This window comes from Desulfovibrio intestinalis, from assembly GCF_014202345.1.
GTDB lineage: Bacteria > Desulfobacterota > Desulfovibrionia > Desulfovibrionales > Desulfovibrionaceae > Desulfovibrio > Desulfovibrio intestinalis.
Genome location: NZ_JACHGO010000003.1, coordinates 292,874 through 319,796 on the forward strand (window position 1 = coordinate 292,874; position 26,923 = coordinate 319,796).

Annotated in this window: 21 protein-coding genes; 10 read left to right on the plus strand and 11 right to left on the minus strand. The window is 58.0% G+C overall.

The window, feature by feature from the left end:
- Positions 1 to 25 precede the first annotated feature (25 nt).
- The 4 genes from HNQ38_RS06465 to HNQ38_RS06480 all read right to left on the minus strand — a co-directional run bounded on the left by HNQ38_RS06465 (position 26) and on the right by HNQ38_RS06480 (position 2,172).
- Entirely contained in the window at positions 26 to 337 is a 312-nt protein-coding gene (locus HNQ38_RS06465) for a 3TM-type holin (RefSeq protein ID WP_183718608.1), read from the minus strand.
- Positions 337 to 1,020, minus strand: coding sequence for a glycoside hydrolase family 108 protein (locus HNQ38_RS06470; protein WP_183718610.1), 684 nt, complete (start codon positions 1,018 to 1,020; stop codon positions 337 to 339). Before HNQ38_RS06470 ends, HNQ38_RS06465 begins: the two co-directional genes overlap by 1 nt.
- A 242-nt stretch (positions 1,021 to 1,262) precedes the next feature.
- Entirely contained in the window at positions 1,263 to 1,910 is a 648-nt protein-coding gene (locus HNQ38_RS06475; RefSeq protein ID WP_183718612.1) for a Mor transcription activator family protein, read from the minus strand.
- Positions 1,897 to 2,172, minus strand: coding sequence for a hypothetical protein (locus HNQ38_RS06480; protein ID WP_183718614.1), 276 nt, complete (start codon positions 2,170 to 2,172; stop codon positions 1,897 to 1,899). Before HNQ38_RS06480 ends, HNQ38_RS06475 begins: the two co-directional genes overlap by 14 nt.
- A gap of 309 nt (positions 2,173 to 2,481) precedes the next feature.
- Between HNQ38_RS06480 and HNQ38_RS06485 the strand changes: the two genes are divergently transcribed.
- The 9 genes from HNQ38_RS06485 to HNQ38_RS06525 all read left to right on the plus strand — a co-directional run bounded on the left by HNQ38_RS06485 (position 2,482) and on the right by HNQ38_RS06525 (position 16,160).
- Positions 2,482 to 3,159: an XRE family transcriptional regulator gene (locus HNQ38_RS06485; protein WP_183718616.1), complete on the plus strand. Its 678-nt coding sequence runs from the start codon at positions 2,482 to 2,484 to the stop codon at positions 3,157 to 3,159.
- A gap of 762 nt (positions 3,160 to 3,921) precedes the next feature.
- A complete protein-coding gene (locus HNQ38_RS06490; RefSeq protein ID WP_183718618.1) occupies positions 3,922 to 4,350 on the plus strand; it encodes a NirD/YgiW/YdeI family stress tolerance protein in 429 nt (142 codons plus the stop codon).
- A 459-nt stretch (positions 4,351 to 4,809) separates the two neighbouring features.
- Positions 4,810 to 5,190, plus strand: coding sequence for a NirD/YgiW/YdeI family stress tolerance protein (locus HNQ38_RS06495; protein ID WP_183718620.1), 381 nt, complete (start codon positions 4,810 to 4,812; stop codon positions 5,188 to 5,190).
- A gap of 52 nt (positions 5,191 to 5,242) precedes the next feature.
- Positions 5,243 to 5,647, plus strand: a complete 405-nt coding sequence (locus HNQ38_RS06500) for a YgiW/YdeI family stress tolerance OB fold protein (RefSeq protein WP_183718622.1) — start codon at positions 5,243 to 5,245, stop codon at positions 5,645 to 5,647.
- 2 nt (positions 5,648 to 5,649) lie between these two features.
- Positions 5,650 to 6,438 (plus strand): response regulator transcription factor, encoded by a 789-nt coding sequence (locus HNQ38_RS06505; RefSeq protein ID WP_183718624.1) that lies wholly within the window; start codon positions 5,650 to 5,652, stop codon positions 6,436 to 6,438.
- Positions 6,438 to 8,219: a sensor histidine kinase gene (locus HNQ38_RS06510; RefSeq protein ID WP_183718625.1), complete on the plus strand. Its 1,782-nt coding sequence runs from the start codon at positions 6,438 to 6,440 to the stop codon at positions 8,217 to 8,219. The genes HNQ38_RS06505 and HNQ38_RS06510 overlap by 1 nt, the downstream gene beginning before the upstream one ends.
- Entirely contained in the window at positions 8,219 to 9,634 is a 1,416-nt protein-coding gene (locus tag HNQ38_RS06515) for an MdtA/MuxA family multidrug efflux RND transporter periplasmic adaptor subunit (RefSeq protein ID WP_246388024.1), read from the plus strand. The genes HNQ38_RS06510 and HNQ38_RS06515 overlap by 1 nt, the downstream gene beginning before the upstream one ends.
- Positions 9,635 to 9,675: 41 nt before the next feature.
- Positions 9,676 to 12,873, plus strand: a complete 3,198-nt coding sequence (locus HNQ38_RS06520; protein ID WP_246388025.1) for an MdtB/MuxB family multidrug efflux RND transporter permease subunit — start codon at positions 9,676 to 9,678, stop codon at positions 12,871 to 12,873.
- A complete protein-coding gene (locus tag HNQ38_RS06525; protein WP_281377817.1) occupies positions 12,870 to 16,160 on the plus strand; it encodes an efflux RND transporter permease subunit in 3,291 nt (1,096 codons plus the stop codon). Before HNQ38_RS06520 ends, HNQ38_RS06525 begins: the two co-directional genes overlap by 4 nt.
- 374 nt (positions 16,161 to 16,534) lie before the next feature.
- Here HNQ38_RS06525 and murJ read toward each other — a convergent pair whose 3' ends face one another.
- From murJ to HNQ38_RS06540, 3 genes are all read right to left on the minus strand, one after another.
- Positions 16,535 to 18,148 carry a murein biosynthesis integral membrane protein MurJ gene (gene murJ / locus HNQ38_RS06530; protein WP_183718627.1) on the minus strand — a complete coding sequence of 538 codons (1,614 nt, stop codon included), beginning with the start codon at positions 18,146 to 18,148 and terminating at the stop codon, positions 16,535 to 16,537.
- Positions 18,148 to 20,703, minus strand: coding sequence for a ribonuclease R (gene rnr, locus HNQ38_RS06535; RefSeq protein ID WP_183718629.1), 2,556 nt, complete (start codon positions 20,701 to 20,703; stop codon positions 18,148 to 18,150). Before rnr ends, murJ begins: the two co-directional genes overlap by 1 nt.
- Before the next feature lie 99 nt (positions 20,704 to 20,802).
- Entirely contained in the window at positions 20,803 to 21,507 is a 705-nt protein-coding gene (locus HNQ38_RS06540; protein WP_183718631.1) for a Bax inhibitor-1/YccA family protein, read from the minus strand.
- A 391-nt stretch (positions 21,508 to 21,898) separates the two neighbouring features.
- Here HNQ38_RS06540 and HNQ38_RS06545 point away from each other — a divergent pair, with 391 nt between their 5' ends.
- Positions 21,899 to 22,516 carry a peptidylprolyl isomerase gene (locus HNQ38_RS06545; protein WP_183718633.1) on the plus strand — a complete coding sequence of 206 codons (618 nt, stop codon included), beginning with the start codon at positions 21,899 to 21,901 and terminating at the stop codon, positions 22,514 to 22,516.
- A 291-nt stretch (positions 22,517 to 22,807) separates the two neighbouring features.
- Here HNQ38_RS06545 and ruvC read toward each other — a convergent pair whose 3' ends face one another.
- The 4 genes from ruvC to argS form a co-directional block, all read right to left on the minus strand.
- Complete coding sequence (ruvC, locus tag HNQ38_RS06550) at positions 22,808 to 23,329, minus strand: crossover junction endodeoxyribonuclease RuvC (RefSeq protein ID WP_183718635.1); 522 nt, start codon at positions 23,327 to 23,329, stop codon at positions 22,808 to 22,810.
- A 1-nt stretch (position 23,330) separates the two neighbouring features.
- Complete coding sequence (locus HNQ38_RS06555) at positions 23,331 to 24,134, minus strand: MlaE family ABC transporter permease (protein ID WP_183718637.1); 804 nt, start codon at positions 24,132 to 24,134, stop codon at positions 23,331 to 23,333.
- 9 nt (positions 24,135 to 24,143) lie between these two features.
- Entirely contained in the window at positions 24,144 to 25,001 is an 858-nt protein-coding gene (locus HNQ38_RS06560) for an SPOR domain-containing protein (RefSeq protein WP_183718639.1), read from the minus strand.
- Positions 25,002 to 25,099: 98 nt separating this feature from the next.
- Positions 25,100 to 26,752: an arginine--tRNA ligase gene (argS, locus tag HNQ38_RS06565; protein WP_183718641.1), complete on the minus strand. Its 1,653-nt coding sequence runs from the start codon at positions 26,750 to 26,752 to the stop codon at positions 25,100 to 25,102.
- Positions 26,753 to 26,923: the final 171 nt, after the last annotated feature.

A 26,923-nucleotide genomic window follows, 5' to 3' on the forward strand; every position in this document is an offset into this window, starting at 1 on the left:
CCATAAAGGCTGCAGGGTACTGCAGTCAGAATCCCAGCCCCAGCATGCCCAGAAGCAGAGTCATCACCTGATCCAGAGCCGAAGGCGGCAGGTTTTTGGCCCATTGGGCGAAGAACAGCGGCACAATGACCAGTCGGCCCACAACTTCCCAGCAAAACAGCAGGGCCAGCACCCAGCCAAGAAAGGAACGCCACAAACGCATGCGGCTGGCGGGCGCGCCCGAAACTTCCGCTTCATTGATACGGCTCTGGGCCTCGTTTTGCCGATTGCGGTCGGGCACGAATCTGTCTGCCAACCCGGAAAGCCCGCCAAACAGTTTGCCAAGCAGCATCCACATCAGCTGTCCTCCCTTTCAAGTTCCGCGAGGTATTGGTTCATGGCCTTGACCCGGTTGCGCCAGCCCGCAAGAAAAACCTGCATCGAGGGTCTGCGCGCGGCGAGGTCGCGATAAAATGTGTCGCGCAGGCGCAGTGTTTGGCGCGCTGCAAACCAGTGCTTGCCGCCTTGTTCCAGCGCTTCTGCCAGTTGAGCCGTGCGGGGGCCTATAACGCCGTCTTCGGCAATGGCGGCGTAGGCATCCAGTTCCGCGTCGCCCACAGTATTCATGGCCCTCTGCATCTGGCGCACTGCCCGCGCCGGCCCCATATTCACAGCCGCGTCATAAAGGGTCACGGCCAGCGGCAGCGGCAAGCCGGAGCAGCCGAGTTTGTCCCAGAAATGTTTTTTGAACAGGGCGGCGGCCTGAGCCTTGGTGCAGGCGCGGATGTCATCGCCATCCACGTCACCGTCCATATCCATATCAAGGCTGTGGTAGCCGCACTTGGAGGTACGCGCGTCGGTGCAACCGTCACAGCTGCGGGCCTGGTGCAGGCAGTCTTCACGCGCCTGACGGGCCAGATCCTGCACCCAGCGTAGCGACACGCCGTATTTTGTCAGACCGCCGGGATCAGCGGGATGGTCAGAAAGGCCGCCTTCCCAGCGGGCGGTGAAGTCGTGAGCTTTTTGAAAAAATGCGGTCATGGCATGGTCTCCCGGTCTGGCTGCTGAAAGCGTTGCGCCGTCGTCATTGGCGGCGTGGGTACAACATGCCAAAAAGAGCGCTTGCGGTAAGACTGAACGGGTTCAGCACCGCTATTTCCTTGTATGGCGGGGGTCAGCGCTGCTGAGAGCCCCTTCGCAGGCGAAAATTGAAATAAAAAAGCCCGCTATTTCGCGGGCATAAAAGTTTTTCTGCTTGTGTAATTTGTATATTTTGTATTGTATTACATGTAGTTATGCTGGTTACTTTTGTGCGGGCCAATATCCCTGAGCTCTTGCAGCAGGTAGCCTTGCGATGGAGCTGATGTGGTTTTTTTGAGTATTTTCCATACTTGACGGTCAGACAGTCCGTGCCGTCGGGCCAGACTGGCTACGGCTGCTGTACTGCTGGTACCGCGCGCGGTATGGCGTGAAAAGGTTTCGATAATTTCTTGCTGGCGCAACTTGGTGAGAATGGAAGTACAGCGTGGAACGTAAACAGGTGTCCCACCGAAGGCTGCCACCAGCTTACCTGCGCAGCGTTTTCCCAAGCGGCGCAGCAGGGGGTGGTGCCGTTCCGCGGGTACGGCTGCGGGCACACGTAGGGTCTGGCCACCATAGGCTTCAAACAGTCGCCAAAGGTCTTCCAATTGCCCCTTTTCGTGCCCGCCCAGCGCATGCCAGAGCTGCCGTATATTTTCTGGCAAATGCTCCAGCAATTGTTGCCAGCGTTTTTTCTGTTCCGCCTTTTGCATGGCCTGCCCCCAGGAGTGCCGCCCATTTGCGGAAGAGCTCGGTTTTTCGGCAAGCAGGGGCCTGCGCGTTGCGCTGGCCGTGCGGGCGGCGGCGCGTATGCGGCCAATGCCCGCCTGCGTGGAACTATTGGCGCACATGACGAATCTCCTGAATGCCCTGTGCGATTCCGGCAGGCGCAGGCATGCCTGCAAGTTCTGCTGTGGCCTGGCATGCGTTTTGTGGCGATGTGGCCGACGGTATATGAGGCAGATTAACAGCGGGGTCGTCTATGCAGCGAGCAAGAAGACGCAGGTGGTCGCCCATCAGACGGAGCACAGGTTTTTGGTCTGGATGGGCCGTATGTTGCAAGATATCCAGCACAGCGCTTAAGTTATCGATAGTATTGTGAAGTTCGGACATGCTATGCTCCCTGAAATGAATATGATGTGTCGGGGCGTATTGGAGGATTTATAATGTTTTATTTCTTGAATCAAGGGAAAAGTTTTTTATTGAAAGAAAAGATTTAATCATAAGTATTTCAATGAAATTTTTAGAAAATTATACTGTAAAACGTAGGCTATTAGTGTGATTATAAGAGTTTGTAAAAAGAAAAGCTTGTAAAAAAAGATAATGGCGAATATAGTCAGAAAGGGTGAATAAAACCCCTTTTTAGGGGTCTGGATTTAAAAGAAAAGTTTTAAACCGGTAAGTACTGCCGATGGACGCGACATGAAAACAACAACAAGGGCGAGCTTGGCCAAAGCTTTTGCGCAGCGGCTGCGCCAGCAGCGTGAGAAACTGGGCATACACAAGCAGGATCTTGCCAGCAGGGTGGGGGTAAGCCTTACTACCATTCAGCAGTATGAAAAGGGGCAGATGCCCAAGGGCGAATTTGCGGTGCGCCTTGCTGATGTGCTGGATTGCTCTCTCGACTGGCTTTTGTCAGGTAAGGAGGCGGAAGGCGGCGGCAATCTGGGGGAAGGCGAAGCCAGGCTTGTTATGGTGCCTATGGTGGAGGCCAGGCTTTCCGCTGGAACGGGAAGTTTTGAAACTGGCGGGGAAGTGTTGCGGCACTACGCCTTTCGCTGGGATTTCTTGCACCGCAAGGGCAACCCTTCGCAGATGGTGCTTTTGCGTGTTTCTGGCGACAGCATGCAGCCGCAGATCATGCACAATGACGTGGTGCTGATAGATCAGGGGCAGCGCGATCCTGTGCCGGGGCGCATATACGCTGTGGGCGTGGAGGATATGGTGTATCTTAAAGTTGTCAACGCCAGACCGGGCAGGCTTATTCTTACCAGCTTCAACCCGGATTATGCGCCCATAGAGGCTGATACCGGCGAGCAACTGGCAGACCTTGTGCGCGTTATCGGGCGCGCCGTGTGGGTTGGACGGGAGTTGGACTAGGCAGGAAGGAGCAAGCGTTTTTTCTGGTATTTCAGCGGTGAACTTTCTTTTTATTTGGGTCGAGTATCGTAAAAATACACTTCCACATAAAAAGCTTGCTCGCCTTGATATAATAGAAAGCTCGTCTTGTGGCGGCACGGTTTGAGTATTTAGCCTTAAAAAAGCTCAAATGCCAAGCGCCGAACCCGAGAGCAGCGTGCCGTAACACGCTGTGAATTCTGCCGAAAACGTATTTTCCGGCAGAGTGGCAACGTTGAAATATGAAGTATTTCAACGTCAGAAGGCTCTAGTTTTTGAGCGAAGGTCTCGGGGGGGCCTCTGGCGCCGGGCTGGCGTCCTGCTCGTTACTATTTGCCAGGTTACGGTTCCAGGCACGGATGGCTGCAGCTTGCGAAACCGACCACTGCTGTGAAGTCTGTCCGCATGAGCAGACTACGCGCCAGACTTCCTGTCGTCTTCCTGGCGGCAACAGGGATTCCAAATGAACATTAGTGCCGCCACAGGCCAGGCAGGGGCGGATCGTGTGCGGATCAAGCTCTTTCATATCGTCAAGTATAGCAGCTTTGGGCCGCGTTCACAAGAAGAGACGTGCTCGCAATGCCTTGTATGCCGCAGATTGCAGTGGAGCATTTATCGCCGGATATCCGCCAGGGACGGGATATTTTTCTTCTTAACGCTTTGCTGACACCCCGAAGCGCAGATTCTTCTTGCGAGGCGCGGTACGCGCCCCAGCGCTTATTAAATAAAATTTTTGGAGGAATCATGCGTTATCTTCTCGTTTTGATTATGGCTGCCGCTCTGGCTATTCCCGCCCATGCCGCAGAAAAGGCCGCTCCCGCTGGAGAATCCCAGAGCATAGCCTCTCCCGCGCCGCACAAGGCCAAGCCCCAGCACGAAAAGGGGCAGGGGATGACAAATCTTCATGAGGTGGATACCGTTGCCAAAGCTCTGAAAGCTCCTGATAAAAGCCCCGTCATGATTGTGGGCAATATTGTGGAAAAGGTCGACGGCAAAAAGAACCACTACGTTGTGGACGACGGCACTGGCCGCATGACCGTGGTTATTGGCACAAAAACCCTCAAGGGTACGGAACTGACCCCTGATATGAAGGTGCGTCTTATGGGCAAAGTCAAGGCCAAGCAAGGCAAGGCTCCTGTTGTGGGTGTCAGGGCTCTGCACCTTGTGAAGTAGTTTGATATATCTGTCCCGTGGCGGGCGGGATGCCTCCTGCCCTGCGGTCCGCCATAAACCGCAGGGCATGCAAAGACAGAATCCACTTATTTGTGGTTGCCGTGAAGGTTTCAGAGCCGCCTGGCATTAAAATACTGCCTATACACGCCTTCAAAAAATTTGCGCTGAAGAACCGTTCAAACAAGGCGGCCTGCCGGGGCTTCCGGTCATACACGGGCCGCTGGGGCGAAAATCAGCGGCAGATCTGCCCGGTGGATTCCGGCAATACAGCCACCAAGCGTTGCAGGCCATCGCTGCCGCAACACAGCGCATACTGCACTCTCGTGCCGAGGTAGAGCATTCAAACTTTTTCATAGGCAAATGCTCTGCCGCCGGAAATTATCGTAACAGCTACCGCCATCAGGCCTTTGAGGCTGAAAACATTCAGAAAGGCGGAAGCAAAATATACAGGAGAACACCATGCGCATAGCACTTTTACTGCTGTTGCTGGCCCTTCTGGCCATGCCAGCCCAGGCGGCCTTTCATGGGCCAGGATCTTCTGATGGCGGCTTCAAAGGCCCCACCGTGGGGGTTGAAGTCACCACTGTAAAACAGGCGCTGGACAGCAAGGACGACACTCCGGTACTGCTCACAGGCAGCATCACTGGCCGCAAGGCTGGCAGCGACGATAAATATATTTTCAAAGACGCCACGGGTGAAATGACGGTGGATATAGATAAAAAGGTTTTTGTGGGCCGCACCGTCACTCCCGAAAGCACGGTGAAGCTTTCCGGCAAGGTCGACAAGGACCTGATGGAACCCGCCAAAATTGACGTGAAAGTTTTGGAAATTCTGAATTGACTGTGCGGCGTGGCCGGGCATGCGTCCGGCCGCGCCAGAGTGGAGAATGCGTATGCGTGTGTTGGCAGTGCTGCTGGTTCTGGCCCTCGGTTTTGCCGGAGGATTTTTTCCTGACGCGCGCGCGTCGGCTGCGGGCTTTGAAGGGCCGGGCGTGGCGTCAACCGTTACTCGCGCCGCCGATGTGCTGGGCGCGCAGGACGATGCCCCTTGCGTACTGGAAGGGCATATTCTTGAAAAACTGCCTCGCCGCAAAAACCGTTATCTTTTTGAGGATCACAGCGGCAAAGTGGTGGTGGAAATAAAGAACGAAGTGTTCGGGCATCTCACGGTGACACCGCGTGACAAGGTGCGCCTGCTCGGGCATGTGGACTGGAACCGCAAGCGCCCCAACGAAGTTGAGGTCGACGCTCTGGCAATCATCGGCACAGTGGACGCGCGGGACACGTCCGGGCGGTAATCATGTCGCGCTCTCTTTTGCTTGTGGAAGATAACGAGGACATCCTCGCCAATCTGTATGCGTATCTTGAACCGCTGGGTTACACGCTGGATTGCGCCCGTAACGGCAAAGCCGGACTTCAGATGGCCCTTGAGCACGACTTTGACTGCATAGTGCTGGATGTCATGCTGCCGGGTCTGGATGGCATAAGCCTGTGCCGCAGCCTGCGCGAAGAACACAGGAGTGTCACGCCCATCATCATGCTCACGGCGCGGGATACTGTGGCCGACAGGGTAACGGGGCTTGAGGCCGGGGCCGACGATTATCTGGTAAAACCATTCGCCTTCAAGGAACTGGAAGCCCGTATCCGGGCCTTGTTGCGGCGGGTCCGCATGCAGAGCGGTTCGGGCACAGAAGGCAAAGGCCTGTGGACCTGCGCTGATCTCGTCCTTAACGAAGAAGAGCACTGGGCCGAGCGCCAGGGGCGCCGTTTGCGATTGAGCCCGACGGGATTTCGTATTTTAAAGGAATTGCTGCGCGTTGCTCCGGGCTTGGTGCGCCGTCAGCATCTGGAGCATCTGCTGTGGGGCGACGAACCGCCGGAAGGCAGCGCCCTGCGCACCCATATTCATGAGCTGCGGCGCGAGCTGGACAAGCCTTTTGTATTGCCCCTGTTGCACACTGTGCCCCATGTGGGCTACCGCCTGAGCCCGGATCCTGCCGACGGCGGCGCGAACTGTACTGCGGAAAATAGCACGCCGTCAGGCGACGCCCGGCAGGCCAGCGCCAACTCTGATGGGGAGGATGCCTGATGGCTCCCCCATCGCCGTCTTCGTCGGCAACTTCATCTAAATTTTCTGCCACGGCACCTTGTTCAGCCACGCCGCCAGCCCGCAGCCGCACAGTTTTTGCGCGCCGCATACTGGTGGCTTTTGTGTTTCTGGCTCTGGGCATGGGAACTGCCCTTGGTGTTGTGGGCCATCTTTCCTTTGATTATCTGGGTACCTATCTGGTGGGCTGGCACGCGCGGCCAGTGATGGAAACCCTTATTGAAGCTGAAAAGCGCGCATGGGAGGCTGAAGACAGCGGGCGAGACCAGCTGTACTACGGCGAAGATTTGGCAACTGCCATGCACTGGACCTTTCTGGTGGGCAAACAGGTGCCTTCCCAATGGCGTGAACTGCCAGACGGCTTGCACTTTGTTGAGAATGATGCCGAATTTGTTCTTGTGGAACGCCGCGATGGCGTGGAGTACATGCTGCGGGGCGGCACAGGCGGCTTTCAGGCTCTCAAGGACCGCCTCAACGGCATCCTGCTGATCTGCGCACTGGCTGGTCTGGCCGTGGCAGTGCTTCTGGCAGTGGTTTTGAGCCGCCGTCTTACCGATCCCCTGCGCAGGCTCACGCTGGCCGTTGAAGGCCGTCCTGCTGCGGGAATGCACCGCGTGGGCGCTGCCACTGCGGCAACGCGTCCTGAAGAATCTGAAAAATCAGAAGCGCAGGGCGCATCGGCTGCCGGGCAGGGCATTGCCGCATTTTCCACTCCCGCCGACATTCCTATGACAGATATGGATGACGAAGTGGGCGTGCTGGCCCGCGCCATCGCCGCCCGTGAAGAAGCCCTTTGGCGTTTTGTGCAGCGCGAAAGCCATTTTACGGGCGATGTGAGCCACGAATTGCGCACCCCGTTGACGGTTATGCAAGGCGGGCTTGAAGTATTGGAACTGCGGCTGGAAACCCTGCCTCAAGGCGAGGAACTTGCGCCTGTGGTCAACCGCCTTTTGCGCACGACATCCCGCATGAGCGACACGGTGCGTACCCTTTTGCTGCTGGCCCGCCGCCCTGATGAAATACTGTTTCAGGTTCTGGACTGTGCCGTACTTTTACGGGATATTATTAGCGAAATGGAACGCGAGGGGCTGGTGCGCCATGCAAAAATAGCCGGGGGATCTGATACCCCCGATGCCCCTGATATTCCTGATGCCACTGGTACCCCCGATACTGCTGACGCGCCCCTCTGCCTGTCGGAAATGACGGCGCGTATCCTGAGCAACGACGCTTCGCCTGCGCAGGAAAACATCGAATCCTCAGCCTTTGCCCCAGCGGTGGAGGCATTGCGAGAAGTAACCGTTGAGGCATCCGGGAAGACATCCCCAAGGCCATCCACCGCGCCATACGCTTTCACGCGGCCTGTTGTGACGCTGATGACATCCATGCCTGTTCACGCGCCCGCGCGCACTCAGAGGGAACTGGCGACAATCATTTTCAAAAATTTGCTGGACAATGCCTGCAAGTATACGGAAAATGACCGCGCCTTTGTGATGCTGGAATCTGGCAAATTGCTGGTAGGCAACAAAGGGCGGGCCCCGCGCGATATTGATATTTTTGCGCGCGGAGTGCGCCGCGATAATAAAACTGATTTCAGTGCCGGACGGGACGGCGCAGGCAACGGGCTGGGGCTTTCCCTTGCGCAACGAGCCTGCGAACGTCTTGGCTGGCAGCTTGAACTGCTGCCCTCCGCCTATACCGGAGCGGAAGAGACAACGGTTTTTCGCCTCATTTTTCCCCCGGCAGCGCAAGGAGAAGACGTGTAATGTCAGGTTCTCAATTTAGACCTGTTTCCAGTATATTTTCGAACCGCCGCAAACTTGTGGCGGTGGTTCTGGTTCTGCTGGCTATTGTGGTGGGCTGGAAGCTGCTGGGCAAGGGAAGCGGACGGCCCGGCATGAGCATGGATGTTCCGCCAGTGCGCGTGGCCACGGCTCTGGCTCAGGATGTGCCGCATTTTCTTAACGGTCTCGGCACTGTATTGCCTTCTGGCGATGTGCTTGTAACCAGCCGGGTAGACGGTCAGCTGCAGCGCCTGCATTTTGCCGAGGGGCAGCGTGTGAAAGCCGGAGACCTGCTGGCAGAGATTGATCCGCGTCCTTTTCAGGCCAGCCTGGATCAGGCTTTGGGCAACCTTGCCAAAGACAAGGCCCAGCTCGGAAACGCCCGTAAAGATCTCGAGCGTTACGCCAAACTTTCGCAGGGCAACTACATAGCGGCCCAGCAGTATGAAACGCAGCGTGCGCTGGTGAAGCAGTATGAAGGTACCGTCGGGGCTGATCAGGCCGCCGTGGATTCGGCCCGTCTGCAACTGGAATACAGCCGCATCACCGCTCCTATCAGTGGCCGGCTCGGCCTGCGTAATGTGGATGAGGGCAATATGATCAAGGCGTCGGACACCAACGGCCTTGTGCGTATTACTGAAATCAGCCCATGTGACGTCATTTTCACCTTGCCCGAAAGCCAGGTGCCGCTGGTGGTGCAGGCCCTGCGCCATAGTGAATCTTTGCCCGGTTCGCCCCCTCTGGTGGTGCAGGCGTGGGACAGGGAGCAGAAGCGCCTTCTTGCAGTGGGACACCTTCTTTCGCTGGACAACCAGATAGACAGCGCCACGGGCACCGTGCGCCTCAAAGCCAGCTTTGCCAACGAGGATGGCGCGCTTTACCCCAATCAGTTTGTCAACGCGCGGTTGCTCGTGCGTATTTTGCCGGGGGCTGTCACAGTGCCTGCTTCAGCCGTGCAGCTGGGCACGCGCGGGTCTTATGTTTATGTGGTTCGCCAGGGCGAAAATGGGCAGGATGAGGCACAGTTGTGTCTGGTCACGCCCGGCGTCAGTTCTGGTGGTCTGACTGTTATAGATAAAGGCCTTGAAGCTGGCACAAGGGTGGTAGTGGACGGTCTGGACCGCCTGCGCGACGGCACTGCCGTGCGTGTTGCCGCCACAGTGGAAACGCCCAGGGCGGAATCTGTGAACGCAACTGCCGAGTCAGGCTCAAGCGCCGCCGGGCTTGCCGGAAGCGCTGCCGCAGCCGGAAGCACAGGGACCGCCAAATCTGCTGAATTGGCGGGGACTGCGGGAACGGCGGGGGCGGCCATGCCAGCCGGAGCTGGCGGTAACGGGCAAGGGCAACCGCCGTCCACCGGGGGCACGCCGCCGCCTGAAGCCAGACACGCTCCGTAAAGAAGCGGCTTGCCGCTTCAGCCTTACAGGACAAAGCCGCCATGAATCTTTCACGCATTTTTATTCTTCGCCCCATCGCCACATCCCTGCTTATGGTGGCCCTGCTGCTGTCTGGACTTCTGGGCTACCGGTACCTTCCGGTGGCAGCCTTGCCGCAGATAGACTATCCCACCATTCAGGTGCAGACGCTGTATCCCGGCGCTTCACCCGACGTGATCGCCTCGGTGGTGACGGCTCCGCTGGAGCGCCAGTTCGGCACCATGTCGGGCCTTGTGCAGATGAGTTCGCTTTCTTCTGCAGGGGCTTCGGTCATTACCTTGCAGTTTGATTTGTCAATGGCCTTGGACGTGGCGGAGCAGGAAGTGCAGGCCGCCATCAATGCGGCTGATAACCTGCTGCCCTCCGACCTGCCCTCGCCGCCTCTGTACAACAAGGTCAACCCCGCTGATCCCCCGGTTATAACCCTTGCTGTCACCAGTGACGCCATGCCGCTGACCCGGCTTGAGGATCTGGTGGACACACGCATGGCCCAGAAAATTTCGCAGCTGCCGGGTGTGGGGCTGGTAACGCTTTCCGGCGGGCAGCGCCCCGCCGTGCGCGTGCAGATGAACCCCAGAGCCTTGGCCAACGCGGGGCTTACCCTGGCTGACGTGCGCACGGCCATTGCCCAAACCAACGTTAACGACGCCAAGGGCAGCTTTGACGGGCAGGAACGCGCCAGCACCATTGACGCCAACGATCAGCTCACTTCGGCGGAAGAATATGCAAATGCCATCATTGGCTATAAGGACGGCGCGCCCCTGCGCCTTCAGGATGTGGCCGATGTGGTGGAAGGGGCTGAAAACGCACGTCTGGCAGCCTATGTAGCTGGCGATACGATGAGTTTTCGTCCGGCCATCGTGCTTTCCGTGCAGCGTCAGCCAGGAGCCAACGTCATTGGCGTGGCCGACAGCGTGACACGGCTTTTGCCCGTGTTGCAACAGACTCTGCCGGGCAATGTGGAAGTGCGAGTGGTGACGGACCGAACCACCACCATCCGCGCCACCGTACACGACGTGCAGCTTGAATTGCTGCTGGCCGTGGCCCTTGTTATCTGGGTTATCTGGCTTTTTTTGCGCAATGCGCAGGCCACCATAATTCCCGCACTGGCCGTGCCCCTCTCTCTCGTGGGGTCGCTGGGCGTCATGTATCTTGCGGGCTATTCGCTCAACAACCTCACCCTCATGGCCCTTGTTATCGCCACAGGTTTTGTGGTGGACGACGCCATTGTGGTCATTGAAAATATTTCCCGCTATCTGGAGCAGGGCATGCGTCCTCTACAGGCGGCGCTGACAGGCGCAGGGCAGATTGGTTTTACCATCATATCCCTGACCATTTCTCTGGTGGCCGTGCTTATCCCCCTGCTCTTTATGGGTGATGTGGTGGGGCGGCTGTTCAGGGAGTTTGCCGTCACACTGGCCGTGACCATTCTTATTTCTGCGGCCATATCATTGACGCTTACGCCCATGCTCTGCGCCGTTATGCTGCGCCCGGAGCGCCATGCAACCCAGAAAAGCGAAGGCCGTTTTTTTACGCGCCTGCTCCAGTGGTATGAAGCCAAGCTGGACTGGGTACTGAGCCATCAAAAATTTACTCTGTCTGTTGCCGTGGGCACCCTGGTGCTGACCGTGCTGCTGTATATTCTTGTACCCAAAGGATTTTTTCCCGTGCAGGATACGGGCGTCATTCAGGGCATGGCCGAAGCTCCGCAGGATACCTCTTTTCAGGCTATGGCCACGCGGCAGCGCGAACTTTCTCAGGTGATTCTTGAAGACCCGGCAGTGGAAAGCGTGGTCTTTTTTGTGGGGGTGGACGGCATTAATCAGACTATGGCCACTTCGCGCCTGAGTATTGAACTGCGCCCTCTGGAAGACCGCGACGCCCGGGCCCCTGCCATTGCCCGTCGTATTATGGAAAAAGCCGCGGCGTTGCCTGGCATGACGCTTTATCTGCAACCCGTGCAGGATCTGACCATTGAAGACCGCGTGTCGCGCAGTCAGTATCAGCTCACTGTGGAAGCTCTGGACAGGGCGCAGCTGGATACCTGGGTGCGGCGCATGATAGATGCCCTGCGCCAGCAGCCCCAGCTGGAGCTTGTGACCAGCGACTACCAGAATCCTGGCCGTATGGCCTGGCTCAATATCAACCGGGACGCCGCCGGAAGGCTTGGCATCAGCATGGCGGACATCGACAACGCCTTGTATGATGCCCTGGGCCAGCGGCTCATATCCACCATTTTTACCCAGACCAACCAGTACAAGGTTGTGCTCGAGGTGGCCCCGCACTACCGCCAGGGACCGCAGGATATTGAAAATATCTACGTCAAGGGCGGCGACGGCAAACCTGTGCCGCTGACGAGCATCGCCACGGTGGAGGAACGCGCAACGCAGCTTTCCATCGCGCGTCAGGGGCAGTTTCCTGTAGCCACCATATCTTTCAACGTGGCGCAGGATTCTTCACTGGGCGCAGCCGTAAAGGCGGTCAACGCCACGTTTGAACAGTTGCAACTGCCGGATTCGTTACGCATTCAATTTCAGGGGGCCACGCAGGCCTTCATGGCGTCCACCAACAATCAGGTCTGGCTTATTCTGGCAGCCATTGTGACCATGTATATTGTGCTGGGCGTATTGTACGAAAGCTATATCCACCCTGTGACCATTCTTTCCACCCTGCCTTCAGCCGGGGTAGGGGCCTTGCTGGCGCTTATGCTGGGCGGGATGGAACTGGGCGTGGTGGGCATTATCGGCATTATTCTGCTTATCGGCATAGTCAAAAAAAATGCCATCATGATGATAGACTTCGCCCTTGATGCTGAACGCAATGAGGGCAAAAAACCGTTGGCCGCCATCCGGCAGGCCTGTTTGCTGCGTTTGCGGCCCATCCTTATGACAACAATGGCGGCCCTGCTTGGCGCGTTACCGCTTATGGTGGGCTGGGGTATGGGCGCTGAACTGCGGCGTCCTCTGGGTGTGACAATGGTAGGTGGTCTTATTGTCAGTCAGGTGCTGACGCTGTTCACCACTCCGGTGATCTATCTGTGGTTCGACCGCCTGAGCCGCCGTGTGCGTGGCAAGGGCGCATCTGATCAGGATGCGGCACCGGAAAGTGACAATGAAGATACCGCTGCGCCCACATCTTCGGTGTCCAGTGTATTTGATGGGCCCAGCGCATCCACGCGGCCCCAAGAGGGCAGGTCATGAACCGCCCCCCTGAAGACGGAGCAGGCGGCAGGCCGGAGGATAAAGCCCGCGTGCGCAAAAAAGCGGAGCCTGGGCATCGGCTCGGCCCCCTTGTACTGCCCCTGAATATTTCCGCTCCCTTTATCCGGCGGCCCGTGGCCACAGCTCTTTTGACCATAGCCATAACCCTGGCGGGTATTGTGGCCTTTGGGCTTTTGCCCGTGGCCCCTCTGCCGGAAACGGATTTTCCCGTTGTGATGGTGCGGGCAAGCTTGCCCGGCGCAGGTGCGGAAACTATGGCCGCCACAGTGGCTACGCCGCTGGAACGCGCCTTGGGGCGCATTGCTGGTGTGACGGAAATGACGTCAAACAGCAGCCTTGGCTCCACCCAGATCATTTTGCAGTTTGACCTTGACCGCAATATTGACGGCGCTGCCCGCGACGTGCAGTCGGCCATCAATGCGGCGCGGTCCACGCTGCCGACCATGCCGTCCAACCCTTCCTACCGCAAGGTTAATCCGGCGGGCGCGCCCATCATGATCCTGTCTATCACCTCGGATGTGCTGACACGTTCGCAGCTGTACGACGCGGCGTCATCGGTGCTGGCGCAAAAAATATCCCAGCTGGCTGGTGTTGGTGAAGTCACTGTGGGCGGCGGCGCACTGCCCGCAGTGCGGGTTCAGGTCATACCCGACGCGCTCAGCCGGGCAGGTTTGAGCATGGCCGATGTGCGCAAGGCGCTTGCCTCAGCCAATGCCTATCTGCCCAAGGGGCAGATTGAAAGCGACCAGAACTACTGGCTGGTGGGCGCCAACGATCAGTTGCACAAGGCCGAAGACTATAAACCGCTTATAGTGGGCCGCAGCGGCGGCAGGGTCATTCGCCTCGCAGACGTGGCGGATGTGGTGGACAGTTCGCAGGACGTGCGCAACATGGCTGTTTCCAACGGCAAACCCGCAGTGCTGCTGATCGTGTTTCGCTCGCCAGGAGCCAATATTATCGAGACTGTGGACAGAGTGAAGGAAATGCTGCCCCAGTTGCGTTCGTGGCTGCCGGAGAGCGCGGATCTGGAGCTGCGCATGGACCGCTCGATGACCATTCGCGCCTCGCTGCATGAGGTGGAGAAAAGTCTGGTACTGGCTATGGCCCTTGTGGTGCTGGTGACTTTTCTTTTTTTGCGCAACGGGCGCGCCACCAGCATTCCGGCGGTGGCTGCCCCGGTGTCACTTATTGCCACCTTTGGGGTCATGTATCTCTGCGGCTATAGCCTGGACAACCTTTCCCTTATGGCGCTCACCGTATCAACGGGCTTTGTGGTGGACGACGCCATCGTGGTGCTTGAGAACATCGTTCGCCGTCTGGAGCTTGGCGAAAGCCCCCTGCGAGCCGCATTGCGCGGCGCGCGAGAGGTGGGCTTTACCGTAGTATCCATTTCCATTTCTCTTGTGGCAGTGTTCGCCCCTATTCTTTTTATGGGCGGCGTGGTGGGACGGCTGTTTCGCGAATTTTCCGTGGTGCTTACCACGGCGGTGCTTGTTTCAATGGTGGTTTCGCTCACGACCACACCTATGATGTGCGCCAAGCTTTTGCGGCCAATGAACCAGAGCGAGCACGAAGCCAAGGCTGCGGCGCAGGCACGCAGGTTGTGTGCTGGCGGGCTTTGCGGCGCTGTACGCAGGTTTTTCGCAAGGATAGGCGATGCGTGGGGCCGGGTGCTTTCAGGCATGCAGACGGGATATGCCAAAAGTCTGCCTGTGGTGCTGCGGCATCCGCGTCTGACAATGTTCACCCTGCTACTTGTGGTGGCGGCCAACGTGTGGATGTATGTCGTCGTACCCAAAGGATTTTTTCCTGAGCAAGACACGGGCGTCATTATGGGCGGCATCCGCGCTGACCAGAGCGCGTCCTTTCAGGCCATGCAGACCAAGCTGGCCAAGCTTGTGGAAGTTATCCGGGCAGACCCGGCGGTGCAGCAGGTTTCTGCGCATATTTCAGGCGGACGCGGCGGCGGCGGGGTTTTTATCGCCCTCAAGCCCCTCGAAGAACGCAAAGTGGGCTCTCAGGCCGTTATAGGCAGGCTGCGCGGCAAGCTTTCAGGCGAACCTGGTTTGCAGATTTTTTTGCAACCTGCGCAGGACATCATGATGGGCGGGCGCGGTTCGCGCTCGCAGTACCAGTATACTCTTCAGGCCGATAATCTGGACGACCTGCGCACCTGGGGCCGCCGCATGCAGCAGGAGCTTTCGTCCTTGCCTCTCTTCAAGGACGTGGACAGTGATATTGAAGAGCGCGGCTTGCAAACAACGGTTACGGTCAACCGCGATGTTCTGGCGCGGCATGGATTGAGCATGAAGGATGTGGATGCGGCCCTTGGCAATGCCTTTGGGCAAAGCCAGGTATCCACCATTTACCGCGACAAGAACCAGTACCGTGTGGTGCTCGAATACGGGCAGAACTGGCTGCAAAGCGAAGAAGCGCTGGAAAAGGTGTATCTGTCCGGCAAGGAGGGGCTTGTTCCTCTTTTGAGCGTCGCCACCGTTGCCCCATCCTTTGCGCCGCTTTCAGTTTCGCACCAGGGGCAGTTCGCCGCTGTGACCGTATCCTTTAATCTGGCGCCGGGGGCGGCGCTTTCTCAGGCGCAGGCGGCCATTGACGAAGCGCGGGTTAAAATCGGCATGCCTTCAACCATTGTGGGCAGTTTTCAGGGCACCGCCAAAATGTTCAGTGATGCGGCTGGCAATCAGGTAATTTTAATTCTGGCTGCCCTGGCTGCGCTGTATATTGTTTTGGGAATTTTGTACGAAAGCCTCATCCATCCCCTGACCATTTTGTCCACATTGCCTTCCGCCGGGGGTGGAGCCTTGCTGGCGCTTATGCTTTTCAAGATGGAGTTCAGCGTTATCGCGCTTATCGGCGTGCTGCTGCTTTGCGGTATCGTCAAAAAGAACGCCATCATGATGATCGACTTTGCCCTTGAGGCTTCGCGCAGCCGTAATCTGCCGCCGGATAAAGCTATTTATGAGGCATGCCTGCTGCGTTTTCGGCCAATCATGATGACCACGGCAGCCGCTATTCTTGGCGCTGTGCCTCTGGCGCTGGGCCAGGGCGACGGAGCGGAAATTCGCCAGCCCCTCGGCGTGACCATTGTGGGCGGTCTTCTGGTGAGCCAGATTCTGACGCTTTATACCACGCCTGTGGTTTACCTGTGCCTTGACCGCACCCGCTTGCGTGCGCGCCGCTGGTGGTGGCGCATGCGCTACGGTGAGGCCGTGGCGGGCAGATTGCAGGTTTTGAGCAAGAGAGCATAGCGGTTATTTAATAATTCCTTTGTCCAAATGACCGCGCCAAAAGGCCCTTTTTTCTTTCGGTCATGTACTGTAAGAGTACGCTCCTTTCACAAAAAAGGCCCTTTTCCTCGCCCGTGCGTAAATTATTTAAAGGCATCCCCCCAGAAAATATGCGTATTTTTTTACGCATATGACGAGCCCCCACCAAGTGGGGGCTCGTCATATGTACATGGAATATCTTTGAAAAAATGGCACTGGGTGCAGACAAGGCGGATTCGGGTAACTTCACTATTTGAAATTGCCTGTGCACCAGCTCTGCGGGTTTTATTGCCTTGGCTATGGGCTCTGCTATCTCTTCAATTCTCAGCCGTAGAGTCTTTAGGAGACGAGCTGTCTTATACACGCCGTAATCTTCGCAATACAGGCTCCATAATGGCCGGAGCCAGCCACAGGCATAAAGGCAAAAAAAGCAGCAAAAAGGCGCAGCCGCCCAGGGCAAGAGCCAGCAGGGCCGCCCACAGGGCGTGCAGGCCAAGATCTGCCGCCTGGTTGAGGGTGTAGGCGCTCAACCACCACGCGGCGGCAGCGCCGGGCAGCGAGCAGGCAAGGGCGCGCAAGGTGAGGTCACGCAGGCCCGTAAAAGCGCCTTTGCCCTGCCGACGTGCCCATAGAGCCATAAGCCACAGCACGTAAAGGCTCACGCTCAGGCCCGAAAGGGCGGCAATGGCCCATGCTCCGTGCGGCACAGCCCAGTAATAGTAGATGGGCAGGCAAACCGCAGTCATGATTGTACCTGTGACAGCCGGGGTAATGGTGTCGCCGTGAGCGTAGTAGGCCCGCACCAGCACCATATAGATAATCCAGAAGGGCGTGGCGGCCAGCATGATTTGTGTCAGGGGCGTGGCGGCCAGGGTTTCGGCAGGGCCAAAGCGGCCGCCCTGAAAAATGACACCAAGAATAGGCCCGGCGCAGGCCGTCATGGCCAGAGCGCAGGGGATGATAAGCCCCAGGCTTGCCCGCAACGCCGTGCGCAGGGTACGGTCAAACCCCTCTCTGTCGCCTTCGGTCAGCAGTTTGACCAGGAAAGGATAGGATGCCACGGCGGCGGCTTGCCCCATAAGGCCCACAGGTACTTGCGTGATGCGCCGCGCGTAGTTGAGCAGGCTTACGGCTCCATCGCCCACCAGCGACCCGAAGACTCGCAAAAACTGCTCATCCAGCATCATGATGGTCTGGCCCAGCATGAGGGGAAGGGCAGTGACAAGAAATTTTCCCATAAGGGGGTGCCGCCACACGGGGCGCAGGCGCATGCCGTCCTGCATGGCAACCATAAGCGGCAGAACAAAGGTGCCGATGGCGGCTCCAACGGTAACGCCCGCGCAATAGCCCGTCATGCCCTCAAGGTGCTTGAGCAGGGCCGGAGACAGGATACTCTGCACCGGGGCCAGCCCGGCCAGCCAGGGCAAGGCAAGGCCGCCAAGAATGATGCCGCCGTTATAGATGATAGGAGCAAGCGCGGGTACGCGGAACTGCCGCCGCAGAAAAAGCAGGGCCGTTATACAAGCCCCGCAGAGAAAGAAAATTTGCGCAGGCAGCACAATACGCATGAAAAAGGCGAGCCGCAGCCACTGCTCCGGCGTAAAGCCGGGGGCTATCAGGCGGGCCAAAGGTTCGGCGGCCAGCATGCCTACGAATGTCAGCGCAATGGAAGCCGTAGCCATCCAGCAGAACACGCAGGAAAAAAAGCTCCAGGCGTCGTCCTCATCCTCCTGAAAGCGGCGTGACAGCAGGGGGATGATGGTGATGGACATAAAGCCGCCAGCCAGCATGTAATTGATGATGTCTGGCACCACAAAGGCGGCAAAGTACATGTCCGCCTCTCCCCCGGCGCCGAATTGCCACGAGATGACCTTGTCGCGCACAAGGCCCATAAGACGCGAAATAATGGTGCTGGCGGCCAGAATAAGGGCCGCCGCACCCATACGCTGCTTTGCAGACAGTAGACCCATCAGCCGCGCTTTCCTGCTGATTTTTTGCCGGGCCTGCCGGATTTTCCGGGTGCGCCCGTGGTATTTTTGCCGCCCTGACCATTTTTGCCTTTGCGGGCCGACGGTCTTCCGGGTTGGGCTGATTTGTCTGCGCCGTTCTTTTTACCGTTTCTGGCGGGCTTGCCTGATTTACCGTTTTTACCACGGCTTTCTCCGTCGCCGGGTGAAACCAGCTTCCAGCCAGAGGACGAACCCTTGCGGCCTGCAGCAGCGCGGCTGGTAGGTGAACCTTTGCCACGCGCTCCGCGCGGGCCGCGGCTGCCGATTCCCTTGGGCAGTTCCAGCGGCATGAGGCGGATTTCGAGGCGGCCCAGATTCACTTCGGCCAGGGCGACGTCCAGTTTTTGGCCCATGCGCCAGATGATGCCTGAATGCTGCCCCACAAGACTCATTGTGCGGGCGTCAAAGTCGTACCAGTCGTCACCCAGATCTTCCACACGAACCATGCCTTCCACAGGCATGTCGGTCAGTTCCACAAAAACACCAAAGTCCATAACGCCTGCCACAATGCCGCTGAAATGCTCGCCCACGCGAGGCAGCAGGGCAAGGCAGCCAAGGCGGCGGTCCATCTCGCGTTCGCAGGCCATAGCCGCTCGCTCGCGCCGGTTCAGCTGATCGCCGATGCGCAGGAGTTTTTCACCAGCAGGCAATGGTCCGGCATCCAGCCCCAAAGACATTTTAAGTGCCCTGTGGGTCAAAAGGTCGGCATAGCGGCGGATGGGCGAGGTAAAATGGCAGTAGGCCACGGAAGCCAGACCAAAGTGGCCCTCGTTGAAGGGCATATAGCGTGCCTGGGGCATGGCCCGCAGGCAGAGGCGGTTGACCAGAAACTCCTGCGGCGTGCCCTGAACAGAGACCAGCACGCCCTGCATTGAGGCCGCTGTTGGACGGGGCGGCAGGTTTTCAAACCCAACGGCTTCCAGCGTGTCAAAAAGGGTTTCCAGCCTTTCGGGATCTGGCTCGGGATGCACGCGGTAGAGAAAGGGGATTTCCGCATCGCGCAGATGACGGGCCACGGCCTCGTTGGCCGCAATCATGAATTCCTCAATAAGGCGATGGGCGTCGTGGCGCTGGCGGTGCCCAAGCCATGCAACGCGGCCAAGGTCGTCCAGCTTGCATTCCGCTTCGGGCAGATCAAAGTCCAGCGTGCCGCGCTGGCGGCGCACATCGCGCAAAACGGCGTAAAGCGCAAAAGCCTTGTCCAGCATGGCCAGCACTTCTTCGCCGCGTTCCTGCGCTCTCAGGTCGGCGAGGGCCGCTGCATCTTTGTCCAGCAGGCATGCCTTGACCTGATCGTAGGTCAGACGCGCCGCAGAACGCATGACTGCCTGCGAAAAGCGCGGCTTGCCCGGTTTGCCCGTGGCGGTAAAAGGAATTTCGGCCAGCACGGCCAGCCTGTTCACGTGCGGGCGCAGGCTGCACAGTCCGTTGGACAACACTTCGGGCAGCATTGGCTCCACAGAACGGGGAAAATACCACGAGTTGCCGCGTGAAAGGGCCTCGGCGTCGAGCGCGCCGGGGCAGCCACGTCCGCGCGGGCGCACATAATGGCTTACGTCGGCAATGGCCACACGCAAAACCCAGCCCTTGCCCCCGGGCTGCTCTTCCACATGGATGGCGTCGTCAAAGTCTCGAGCGTCTGCGCCGTCAATGGTAACGAGCGCCAGATGGCGCACGTCCTGCCGCCCCTTGAAGTCGGCTTCTTCCGGTTCGCCGGGCAGGGCTTCGGCCTCGGCCAGAACGCCGGCGGGGAAGTCGCGTGGCACCTCATGGTTGAGCTTGACCAGTTCTTCCTGGACAGCCACATCGTCTTCACGCCCGTAGTCGCCCAAAAGGCGGGCGCTCCACAGGTCGGAGGCCAGAGATTTTATGGGAGCCAGCAGCACAAGGGTTCCCTGAGCCGGGGCCGGCGTGCCCTCGGGCAGCTCCACATTGAAGTCGGCAGGCAGGCGGCTGTCTGCCGGGCGGCAGAAGATGCTGTTGCCGTGGCGGCTTATGACGTGTGCGGGCACTTCCTTGAGGCCGCGCTCAAGCACTTCAATGACGCGGCCTTCTGGCGAAGGGCCACGCTGCGCGCCGGGCGCAAGGGCCACACGCACCATATCCTTGTGCCATGCGCCGCCGCTCAGGGCAGCGGGGATGTAAATGTCCTTGTCGCCAGAAAACTGCCAGCGTGAGTCGCCGGGATCTTCATCGCTGGCAAGGCGCATAGGTGTTACAAAGCCCGCACCTTCACGCAGGGCGCTAAAGCGCCCGGTGATGCTTTTCAGACTTTCCGGGCGCGTCCACAGACCCCCGCGCAAGCGCAGGGTGCGGCCTTGCTGTTCAAGGTCTTCAAGGGTTGCTTCCAGTTGCTTTCTGTCCCGGCGGGCAAGGCCCATAACGCGCAAAAGGCCGTCCAGACGCATAGGGCGGTTCTGGGCGGCAAGTGTTTGCAGCAGTTCGTTATGAGAAGGAAAGCCATTAGTGCTTGCGGCAGCACTGGTGCTACCGCGAAGTTTCTTCTGTTTTTTCATAAAATTAATTCACTCTGCAAGGCGCGAAAAAGGGGCAAAAGGCCAGACCTTTCGCCCCCATTGCGTACTTGCTCTCAGGCTGTGCCCAAGTTGCGGCTATCAGTCGCGATTGCCGCCGAAAAGGCGCAGCATCATGAGGAAAAGATTGATAAAGTCCAGGTACAGGGTCAGCGCACCCAGGATAGCGCCACGGCGCAGGGCCGTAGCATCGTCCAGAGGGGCGCTTTCGCCGAACTGGCGCAGCTTCTGCGTGTCATAGGCGGTAAGGCCCGTAAAAATAAGCACTCCAAGGCAGCTCACGATGAAGTCCATCATGGCGCTTTGCAGGAAGATATTAACCACCATCGCGATAACAATGCCGATGAGGCCCATGAACAAAAAGCTGCCCATAGCCGTCAGGTCGCGCTTGGTCACGGTGCCGTACACGGTCATGGCCAGGAAGGTGCCTGTGGTGACCAGAAAGGCGTTGGTGATGGACGCGATGGGGTAGATAACAAAAATGGACGACAGTGTAGCCCCGGTCAGCGCCGAATACAGCAAGAACAGACCAGTGGCCGTGCTGCCGGACATTTTGTGCACGGCTGCTGAAATGGCAATAACCAAGCCGAACTGGGCCACGATAAGGCCGATCATGATCAGCGAATTGCCAAAAATGACCTGCTGCACGGCGGGCGTGCTTGCGACAAACCAGGCCACAAGGGTGGTGACGCCAAGGCCCACGGTCATCCACTGGTAAACCTGGCGCATGTAAAGGGAAGCAACGCTATTGACGCCGCTTTGCGCGACACTGCGGGTATTCGACATTAGATCCTCCGAAAAACTGTTGAAGCCTGACCGGCTCCGGTACACCTTTCAGAACCGCCGCATGGCACTGCCATGAGGTTTTGTCCTTCTGTATGCCGGACAAGCCGTATATCCTGTCTTCTTTCATATACTATATGACACAAGCCCGGTTTAGCAAGTGCCCACCCCTCCGCTATTGCCAGTAATCCTGAACGCGCATACATCAGAAAAACGAAAGGGCAGCGTTTGGGGCCGCGTGGGGCAGTGTGTGACATTTGTGTTACACTGTATTGCGGCAGGGCACAGCGCCGCTATTTGGCAGTATCTTGATGGCCGGGGATTGCCGTGATAGCCTTTACGAATGCCGGACTGGAGTCTGGTATTCATACCGAAGCAACGTAAGGAGTTACATATGAAATTTTTCCGTTCCGGCGTCATGTTTCGCGCTTTTGCTCTGGCTCTTTGCCTGATGGCGGCTCCCCTTATGGCCGCGGGGCTTGGGACTTCTTCGGCTAACGCCGCTACCCCTGACCCGGCTGTGAAGCTTGAGACCAACTATGGCGAGATCATTGTGCGTCTGGACGCCCGCAAAGCACCTATCAGCACAGCCAACTTTGTTCAGTACGTCAAATCTGGCTTTTACGACGGCACGGTATTTCACCGCGTTATCAAGAATTTCATGGTTCAGGGCGGCGGCTTCACCGCTGATATGAAGCAGAAGGAAACCCGCGCCGCCATCCGTAACGAGGCGGATAACGGCCTCAAGAACAAAAAGTACACCATAGCCATGGCCCGTACTGGCGAACCGCATTCGGCCACCGCCCAGTTCTTCATCAACACCAAGGACAACGATTTTCTGGATTTCAAAAGCCAGACTCCCCAGGGTTGGGGCTATGCGGTTTTTGGCAAGGTGATCAAGGGCCAGGAAGTGGTGGACAAGATTGCTGCCGTTACCACTGGCAAAAAGGGCTACTATGACGACGTGCCGATGGGAAATGTCATCGTGAAAAAAGCCGTTGTGGTTGAATAATTTGTTTGCAAGTTGATTGTCTGCGCCTGCGCGCAGCATTGAAAAAGGGCCGCAAGGCCCTTTTTCAATGCTGTTATGCTCAGAGGTTGCTGCTGATGGCGCGGCGCAGGACTTGCGATGGAAGCTGTTTCACAACGCTGTTTTACCAGCATTGCAACAACAGCAAATGAATTTTCGGTAGCGCAGGGTTGCAGTTGCCTAGGGCCTACCCTGTGCGCGAGGTGTTTTTTGCAAATCAGGCTGCTGACAGGCGGGATTCTGAAGCAGGCAGTGTTAACAAATAAGAATTGGCTACTTGCCCGCAAGGGCGGCAAAGCGCCGCATGGTGAGGTGGCAGATGGCCACAGCCAGGGCGTCTGAAGTGTCGAGCGCCCAGTCGGCGTTTTTGACGTTGAGCAGGCGTTGCACCATAAAGGAAACCTGTTCTTTTTCAGCCCGCCCTGTACCCACCAGAGATTTTTTCACCAGTGTGGGTTCATAGTCGCTTATCGAAAGGCCTTGAGCGGCGCAGGCTGCCACGGCCACGCCTCTGGCCTGCCCAAGTTTGAGGGCGCTTGCCGCATTTTTGGCGGTAAATACCTGCTCTATGGCGGCTTCTTCCGGCTTGAGGCGAATCAATATGGCTGAAAGTTCGTGATAGATTTTGGCCAGGCGGTCAGAAAATTCTTTGCCTGCCGATGCCGTGCGCACCACGCCGCAGTCCACCAGTTGCAGTACGCCTGAAACTTCGCGCACCACGCCCCAGCCAGTGCGCTGCGAACCCGGATCTATGCCCAGAACCGTAACGTTACCCTTGGTATTGATGTTAGGCATATTACAGCAGGAAAGACGTGATAACGTAGTCTGCCGCCAATATCAGCACGCAGGAGATAACCACTGCCGAGGTGGTGGCGTTACCCACGGCTTCGGGGCCCACGCTGTCGCGCCTTTTGTTGGTGTAGTACCCCTGGCGGCAGCATATTGTGGTGACCAGCAGCCCGAAAACCACGGCCTTGATAAAGCCCCCGGCCACGTCTGTCATGGTGACGGAGCTGGCAATGCGGTAGAAATACGCGCCTCCGTTGATGCCGAGCATGAGCACGCCTGTGAGATAGCCGCCAATGATGCCGATAACGTCAAAAACCGCCGTAAGCAGGGGAAAGGCGATAAGCGAGGCCACAAGGCGCGGGCTGACAAGATAGCCCATTGAGTTGATGTCCATCACGTCCAGAGCGTCGATCTGGTCGGTGATGCGCATCACGCCTATTTCCGCCGTCATTGAAGACCCTGCGCGGCCTGTAAGCATGATGGCCGTAAGCACCGGGCCAAGTTCGCGTATGAGTGTCAGGGACACGGCAGAGCCCAGCATGCCCACAGAGCCGAACTGCACGAGTGAGTAGTAGCCTTGCAGCCCCAGCACCATACCGCAAAAAACACCAATGAGCATGATGAGAAAAAACGATTTGGAACCAATGATATAAAGCTGCTGTATGGTGCGCGGAAAGATTTTTCTGCTGGCAAATATCTGGGCCAGCCCATCGAACATGAAGATGGCCGTGCCGCCCAGGGCTTCAATGCCGCGCAAGCAGGGGCCGCCGATAAGGCGTAAAAAGCCTGTGAAGGATAGAGACTGCGTCATCAGGGCTCCTTAGCGGCCAGTGCTGCGGCCTTTGCCAGCAACCGCTTTTTTGGACTTTTGCATGGGCGCGCCCAGTTTCATACGTCCAAGTTCTTCGCGCAGGTTGGCTGCGTCAACTTCGGTGCCGCGCAGGCTGACCATGACCAGTTGTACTTTGCCGCTTTTTTGCAGCCGTGAACGTATACCGCGCTCTTCAAGTTTTTTGCGCAGCCTGTCGGCATCATCAACATTTTTGAAAGCTGCGACCTGATACACAAAATCAAACATGGGGGCTTGCGGAGCCGTTGGTTTTTGGGCTTGCGCCGCAGCCTGTGCACTGGCTGGCTTTTGGGCTGCCTGCCCACTGGCCTGTCCGCCTGCCTGAGCTCCAGCCTGCGGCTGCTTTATGCCCCAGGCTGCCAAGCTGCTGCCGCTGGGCCGCTCAAAGGGATACGCTGATTCGTCTGCTGCGCCCGCAGCTTCCGGGCCAGATGGAGCGGCTGATGCTTCAGGGCCTGCCGCCGTTTGTGCGCCTGCCGTATTGGCGTCAGCGCCTTGCGCCCCTTGCCCGTTCTGGGCTGTGGCGGCCAGGTCAGTTGCTGCTGGCGGTGTTGCGCTGGGCGGGTTCTGGGTGTCAGGGCCGCCCTGTGGGGCTTGTTGCGTCTGTTTGTCCCGTTGCAGCCCGGTCATTTGTTCCACCCGCTGCTCCGGGTTTTGACCGCGCCCTACCATAAAGCCCATAAAAAAAGACCAGCCTACAGCTGCCATGAGCACAACGCCCAGCACGGTGGCCATAGGGGCTGACAGCCGAAGGGTGAATCGCCGTTTGTCGCTTGCAGCGGGGCTGGCGGCGGTTTTTTGTCTGGGTCTGCGTAACGGTGGGGGCATTCCTGATCCTTGTTTACTTTCTTTCTGCGGCATGCCGGGCGGGCTGGGGAAATCCCCATGCCCCGCCCGGCATCATATAAATATAAATACGTTGGTTGTTACATGCTTTCCGGCGCGCTGACGCCCAGCACGTCCAGACCGTTGCGCACGACCTGTCCCACTGACCGCAACAGGGCCAGGCGGGCCAGGGTACGCGGCGCGTCGTCGGCCAGCAGAACCTGATGTTTGGCGTAGTAGCTGTGCAGAAGCCCGGCCAGTTCCGTCAGATAATGGCTCACGTGGTGCACGCCCAGTGATTGCGCGGCAGAACCCAGCATGTCTTCAAAGCCGGCGACTTTGCGCAGCAGGGCCATGTCCTCGGAGGTGTCCAGCGACGCCAGCAGGGCGGCGTCCGTCTTGACGGGAAGGTCGAATCCGCGTTCGGCTGCCCGGCGCAGCACTGCGCAAATCCGCGCATGGGCGTACTGCACGTAATAGACCGGGTTGTCCATGCTGCGCTGTTTGGCAAGCTCCAGGTCAAAGTCCAGCGGGCTGTCGCTCTTGCGTGAAAGAAACATGAAGCGCGCCGCGTCTGTACCCACTTCCTTGATAACGTCGGAAAGGGTTTCAAAGGTGCCTGCCCTGGTGGACATGCTCACAGGCTGGCCTTCGCGCAGCAGGTTCACAAGCTGGATGAGGACCACGTCAAAACTGCTCTGATCCTTGCCCATGGCCGTGATGGCCGCGCGCATGCGAGGAATGTAGCCGTGGTGGTCTGCGCCCCATATGTCGATAAGCCAGTCGAAACCACGCTCGAATTTGTCGTGGTGATAGGCGATATCAGAAGCAAAGTAGGTCAGCGTGCCGTCGGATTTTTTGAGCACGCGGTTTTTGTCGTCGCCCAACTGCTCGGTGGCAAACCAGAAGGCATTGTCCTTGTCATAGGTATAGCCGGATTTGCCAAGCGCTGCAAAGGCAGCGTCCACGGCGCCGTTTTCCACAAGAGTTTTTTCTGAAAACCAGCGCAAGTGCTCCACACGAAAGTCACGCAGGTCGTCCTTGATGCCGTTGAGGATGTCATTCATGGCTTTATCGTAGCACATGTCTTCGCCTTCAGCGGCAGGCATATCGGGCAGGCCGGGGTTGGCTTCAAGCATTTCCCTGGCAATATCAATAATATAGTCGCCCTTGTAGTAATCTTCAGGCCATTCCACAGGGCGGCCAGCCAGTTCCAGCGCCCGCAGCCATACAGAAAGGCCCAGCAGGCGCATCTGACGGCCAGCGTCGTTGATGTAGTATTCTGTGTGCACATGGTGCCCGGCCTTGCGCAGCAGGCGGGTCAGGCTGTCGCCCACGGCCGCGCCGCGCCCGTGTCCCACATGCAGGGGGCCGGTGGGGTTGGCCGAAACATATTCGATAAGCACCTTGCGCCCGGGTTCTTTGCTTTCGCCGTAGCTTTGGCCTGCGCTTTCAATATCAGCAACGGTTTCACGCCAGAAGGCTTGACTGAACGTTACATTGCAAAAGCCGGGGCCAGCGGCCTCTGCCTTTTCCACATCGGGGCAGCGCTCTTGCAGCTTTTGGGCAAACTTTTGCGCAAGTTCACGGGGATTGGTTTTGGCTTCCTTGGCCAGCAGCATGGCCGAATTGACCGAAAGGTCTCCGTGGCGGGGGTCGCGGGGCGGCTCAATAACAGTCTTGACGGGCCATGCCAGGCCTTCTTCCTCAATAATGGCCGCCAGGGCCGTGCGCAGGGTTTCAATGGCGCGCATAGTGCTTTCGCATCCTTTACGTATACAGGTTCTTCTGATTCGGGTTGCCACGGTGGAAAAGGACGCTCAGTCCTTTTCCGTCAGCCTGGTCCGGCGCATTGGCCGGACCATTTCACTATCAAAACTTCAAATGCCAGTCAGGGATCGCCTGATTACCCTTGCGGGCGTAGC

What these genes read in the sequence shown, in the direction of transcription:
- HNQ38_RS06465 (WP_183718608.1), bottom strand. Translation starts at nt 337, where the DNA reads ATGTGGATGCTGCTTGGCAAACTGTTTGGCGGGCTTTCCGGGTTGGCA.
- HNQ38_RS06470 (WP_183718610.1), bottom strand. Translation starts at nt 1,020, where the DNA reads ATGACCGCATTTTTTCAAAAAGCTCACGACTTCACCGCCCGCTGGGAA.
- HNQ38_RS06475 (WP_183718612.1), bottom strand. Translation starts at nt 1,910, where the DNA reads ATGTGCGCCAATAGTTCCACGCAGGCGGGCATTGGCCGCATACGCGCC.
- HNQ38_RS06480 (WP_183718614.1), bottom strand. Translation starts at nt 2,172, where the DNA reads ATGTCCGAACTTCACAATACTATCGATAACTTAAGCGCTGTGCTGGAT.
- HNQ38_RS06485 (WP_183718616.1), top strand. Translation starts at nt 2,482, where the DNA reads ATGAAAACAACAACAAGGGCGAGCTTGGCCAAAGCTTTTGCGCAGCGG.
- HNQ38_RS06490 (WP_183718618.1), top strand. Translation starts at nt 3,922, where the DNA reads ATGCGTTATCTTCTCGTTTTGATTATGGCTGCCGCTCTGGCTATTCCC.
- HNQ38_RS06495 (WP_183718620.1), top strand. Translation starts at nt 4,810, where the DNA reads ATGCGCATAGCACTTTTACTGCTGTTGCTGGCCCTTCTGGCCATGCCA.
- HNQ38_RS06500 (WP_183718622.1), top strand. Translation starts at nt 5,243, where the DNA reads ATGCGTGTGTTGGCAGTGCTGCTGGTTCTGGCCCTCGGTTTTGCCGGA.
- HNQ38_RS06505 (WP_183718624.1), top strand. Translation starts at nt 5,650, where the DNA reads ATGTCGCGCTCTCTTTTGCTTGTGGAAGATAACGAGGACATCCTCGCC.
- HNQ38_RS06510 (WP_183718625.1), top strand. Translation starts at nt 6,438, where the DNA reads ATGGCTCCCCCATCGCCGTCTTCGTCGGCAACTTCATCTAAATTTTCT.
- HNQ38_RS06515 (WP_246388024.1), top strand. Translation starts at nt 8,219, where the DNA reads ATGTCAGGTTCTCAATTTAGACCTGTTTCCAGTATATTTTCGAACCGC.
- HNQ38_RS06520 (WP_246388025.1), top strand. Translation starts at nt 9,676, where the DNA reads ATGAATCTTTCACGCATTTTTATTCTTCGCCCCATCGCCACATCCCTG.
- HNQ38_RS06525 (WP_281377817.1), top strand. Translation starts at nt 12,870, where the DNA reads ATGAACCGCCCCCCTGAAGACGGAGCAGGCGGCAGGCCGGAGGATAAA.
- murJ (WP_183718627.1), bottom strand. Translation starts at nt 18,148, where the DNA reads ATGGGTCTACTGTCTGCAAAGCAGCGTATGGGTGCGGCGGCCCTTATT.
- rnr (WP_183718629.1), bottom strand. Translation starts at nt 20,703, where the DNA reads ATGAAAAAACAGAAGAAACTTCGCGGTAGCACCAGTGCTGCCGCAAGC.
- HNQ38_RS06540 (WP_183718631.1), bottom strand. Translation starts at nt 21,507, where the DNA reads ATGTCGAATACCCGCAGTGTCGCGCAAAGCGGCGTCAATAGCGTTGCT.
- HNQ38_RS06545 (WP_183718633.1), top strand. Translation starts at nt 21,899, where the DNA reads ATGAAATTTTTCCGTTCCGGCGTCATGTTTCGCGCTTTTGCTCTGGCT.
- ruvC (WP_183718635.1), bottom strand. Translation starts at nt 23,329, where the DNA reads ATGCCTAACATCAATACCAAGGGTAACGTTACGGTTCTGGGCATAGAT.
- HNQ38_RS06555 (WP_183718637.1), bottom strand. Translation starts at nt 24,134, where the DNA reads ATGACGCAGTCTCTATCCTTCACAGGCTTTTTACGCCTTATCGGCGGC.
- HNQ38_RS06560 (WP_183718639.1), bottom strand. Translation starts at nt 25,001, where the DNA reads ATGCCCCCACCGTTACGCAGACCCAGACAAAAAACCGCCGCCAGCCCC.
- argS (WP_183718641.1), bottom strand. Translation starts at nt 26,752, where the DNA reads ATGCGCGCCATTGAAACCCTGCGCACGGCCCTGGCGGCCATTATTGAG.